Consider the following 3,658-nt stretch of genomic DNA (forward strand, 5'->3'; position numbering starts at 1 on the left):
GCGTGCCGCCGTCCACGACCGGTCCCGGGCCGCTGGCGGCCTCCAGGGAGAAGTTCGGGGACGGCTTCTACCAGCTCTACTTCCAGGAGCCCGGCCGGGCCGACGCCGAACTGGCGGCCGACCCGAGGAGCACCTTCCGCCGCGTCATCGGCGGCCTGTACCCCGAGGACGGCGAGCCGCGCCCGTGGCTCGTCCCCGAGGGCGGGACGCTGCTGGATTCCGTCCCGGAGCCCGAGCGGCTGCCGGCCTGGTTGACCGAAGCGGACATCGAGGCCTTCGCGGCCGACTACGCCGGGCACGGTGAGCGGGCCTTCACCGGCGGGCTCAACTGGTACCGCAACATCGACCGGAACAACGAGCTGATGGCGGCCTTCGCCGGCCTGCGCATCGAGGCGCCCGCGCTGTACGTCACCGGCGAGCAGGACCTGGTGAACTCGATGGTGACGCGCGAGGCACAGGAGTACCTGCTGAAGCACATGACGCCCAACCTGCACCGGTACGTCCGGCTGCCGGAGACGGGGCACTGGACGCAGCAGGAACGCCCGGCGGAGGTGACGGAGGCGCTGCTGGACTTCCTGAAGCACGTCGAGGGCGGGGCCGTCCAGGCCTGAGGGGTGGCCCCGCCTGATGCGGGCGGGGCTCCCGGAAGCCGGAATTCGCCGAAGTCTGTGGGGCGTTGAGTCGACAGGGGGCCGGGTGGTCCCCATGCGAAAGGATGGAGCGGGACTTGAGCGGCGCGATCAAGCACAGCCACGTCGAGGTGAACGGTGTGCGGCTGCACCTGGCGGAGCAGGGTGAGGGGCCACTGGTTCTCCTGCTGCACGGTTTTCCGGAGAGTTGGTACTCGTGGCGGCACCAGTTCGCGCCGCTCGCGGAGGCCGGGTTCCGGGTGGTGGCGCCGGATCAGCGGGGGTACGCGCGCAGTTCGCAGCCGGAGAGCGTGGACGCGTACAGCCTGCTGCACTTGGTCGGCGATGTGACGGCCTTGATCGGTGCGTTGGGTGAGGAGCGGGCGGTGGTGGTCGGGCACGACTGGGGTGCGCCGGTGGCCTGGGCCACGGCGGCGCTGCGGCCGGACGTGGTGCGCGGGGTGGTCGGGCTGAGCGTGCCGCCGTCCACGACCGGTCTGGCGCCGCTGGCGGTGTCCCGGGAGAAGTTCGGGGACGGCTTCTACCAGATCTACTTCCAGGAGCCCGGCCGGGCCGACGCCGAACTGGCGGCCGACCTGAGGAGCACCTTCCGCCGCTTCCTCGCCGTCCCGCACCCCGAGGACGGCAAACCGCGCCGGTGGGTCGTCCCCGAGGGCCACCGCCTGTTGGACATCGCTCCGGAGCCCGAGCGGCTGCCGGCCTGGTTGACCGAGGAGGACGTCGAGGCCTTCGCGGCCGACTACGCCCCGCACGGCGAGCGGGCCTTCACCGGCGGGCTCAACTGGTACCGCAACATCGACCGGAACAACGAGTTGATGGCGGCGCTCGTCGGCAAGCCGATCGAGGTGCCCGCGCTGTACGTCACCGGGGAACAGGACCTGGTGAACGCGATGATCTCGCCTGAGGAGCAGGAGCACCTGCTGAAGCACGTGACGCCCAACCTGCACCGGCACGTCCGGCTGCCGGAGACGGGGCACTGGACGCAGCAGGAGCGCCCGGCGGAGGTGACGGAGGCGCTGCTCGACTTCCTGACGCACCTCGACGGGGAGTCCGTTCAGGCTTGAGGGGGCCTGGGGGCCGGAACTCGCCGGGGCCCGTGCTTCGTTCAGCCTGAAGAGGGCCGGGTGGGCTCATCACACGGAGGTGGAGCGGGAGTTGAGCGACGCGATCAAGCACGGCCAGGTCGAGGTGAACGGCGTGCGGCTGCACGTGGCGGAGCAGGGTGAGGGGCCGTTGGTCCTGCTGCTGCACGGTTTTCCGGAGAGTTGGTACTCGTGGCGGCACCAGTTCGCGCCGCTCGCGGAGGCCGGGTACCGGGTGGTCGCCCCCGACCAGCGGGGGTACGCGCGCAGTTCGCAGCCGGAGAGCGTGGACCAGTACACGCTGCTGCACCTGGTGGGTGACGTCACGGCGCTGATCGGTGCGTTGGGCGAGGAGCGGGCGGTGGTGGTCGGGCACGACTGGGGTGCGCCGGTCGCCTGGGCCACGGCGGCGCTGCGGCCGGACCTGGTGCGCGGGGTGGCCGGGCTGAGCGTGCCGCCGCTGCCGGTGGGCGGTCCGCCGCCGCTGCGGGCCGCCCGGGAGGCCTTCGGTGACGGCTTCTACCAGGTCTACTTCCAGGAGCCCGGCCGGGCCGACGCCGAGCTGGCCGCCGACGTCAAGTCCAGCCTGCGGCGCATCCTGTCCGGCAGGCAGCCCGACGGCAGGCCCCGGCCGTGGATCGTCCCCGAGGGCGGGAAGCTGCTGGACACCGTCCCGGAGCCCGAGCGGCTGCCGGACTGGCTCACCGACGCGGACCTCGACGCCTTCGCGGCCGACTACGCCCCGCACGGGGAACGCGCCTTCACCGGCGGGCTCAACTGGTACCGCAACCTGGACCGCAACGCCGAACTGCTCGCCGCCTTCACCGGGGTGACGGTCGAGGTGCCGGCGCTGTACGTCGCGGGCGAGCAGGACCTCGTCAACGCACTCGTCCCGCCGGAGATTCTGGCGTACCTGTTGGGACGGCTGCCCAAGCTGTACGGGCACGTCCGGCTGCCGGAGACGGGGCACTGGACGCAGCAGGAGCGCCCGGCGGAGGTGACGGAGGCGCTGCTGGACTTCCTGGAGCACCTCGACGACTGAAGCGATTAGACGGGCAGTAGCCGGGCGATCAGTTCGCCGAGGCGGCGGGCGTTGCGGCAGGAGTGCATCTCGACGACGTCCGCGTAGGCGAGGGCGGCGGAGTCGCCGGTCGGCCAGAGTGCGGGTTGTTCGGGGTTGAGCCAGAAGACCCGCCGGGCCCGGCCGGCGATCCGGCGCAGGGCGTCGAGGTTCGGGTCGCGGTGGTTGTTGCGGGCGTCGCCGAGGACGAGCACGCAGGTGCGCGGGCCGACGGCGTCCAGGTGGCGCTCGGCGAACTCGCCGAGCGCCGAGCCGTAGTCGCTGTTGCCGTGGTAGCCGGTCACCTTGGCCTCGGTGAGGATCCGGGCGGCCAGCCGGGCCGGGTCCACGCCGTCCTCGCGGAGCAGGCCGGTGACCTCGGCGGTGCGGTTGACGAAGGCGAACACCCGGACCTTGCTGAACTGTTCGCTCATCGCCCGCACCAGCAGCATGGTGAAGTCGGCGAAGCCCGCCACCGAGCCGGACACGTCGCACAGCAGGACCAGCTCCGGCCGGGCCGGGCGGCGCAGCCGGTACGCGGGGCGCAGTGGCACTCCGCCGGTGGTGAGCGAGCGGCGCAGGGTGCGGCGCAGGTCGATCGTTCCGCGGGCGGCGCGGCGGCGCCGGGCGGCCAGCCGGGTGGCGAGCTTGCGGGCCAACGGGTGGACGGTGCGGCGCAGTTCGGCGAGCTGCTCGCGACCGGCGGCGAGGAAGTCGATCCGGTCGGCGGTGGGGGCGACGGCGCGTTCGGCGATCCGCTCGGCGCCGCGCAGTTCGGCGACCCGGCGGCGGGCCTCGGCGGTGACCTGGGCGCGGAAGCCCTGGATGCGGCGGCGGATCTCGTCGGCGAGGACGCGGTCGGCGAG

At 72.9% G+C, this 3,658-nt stretch carries 4 protein-coding genes; 3 read left to right on the forward strand and 1 reads right to left on the reverse strand.

Annotation, left to right across the window (positions count from 1 at the left end):
• The 3 genes from J0670_RS32990 to J0670_RS33000 form a co-directional block, all read left to right on the forward strand.
• Positions 1-611, forward strand: a 611-nt coding sequence (locus tag J0670_RS32990; protein WP_207815824.1) for an alpha/beta fold hydrolase, incomplete at its 5' end; no start/stop codon positions are given.
• 116 nt (positions 612-727) lie between these two features.
• Positions 728-1,714, forward strand: a complete 987-nt coding sequence (locus J0670_RS32995) for an alpha/beta fold hydrolase (protein ID WP_243437868.1) — start codon at positions 728-730, stop codon at positions 1,712-1,714.
• Between the two features lie 91 nt (positions 1,715-1,805).
• Positions 1,806-2,774 carry an alpha/beta fold hydrolase gene (locus J0670_RS33000; protein WP_207815828.1) on the forward strand — a complete coding sequence of 323 codons (969 nt, stop codon included), beginning with the start codon at positions 1,806-1,808 and terminating at the stop codon, positions 2,772-2,774.
• Between the two features lie 5 nt (positions 2,775-2,779).
• On the opposite strand, the gene J0670_RS33005 is transcribed toward J0670_RS33000, so the two are convergent.
• A partial coding sequence (locus J0670_RS33005; RefSeq protein WP_207815832.1) for a VWA domain-containing protein occupies positions 2,780-3,658 on the reverse strand: 879 nt, incomplete at its 5' end.

The organism is Streptomyces sp. FH025 (assembly GCF_017427025.1).
Lineage (GTDB): Bacteria > Actinomycetota > Actinomycetes > Streptomycetales > Streptomycetaceae > Kitasatospora.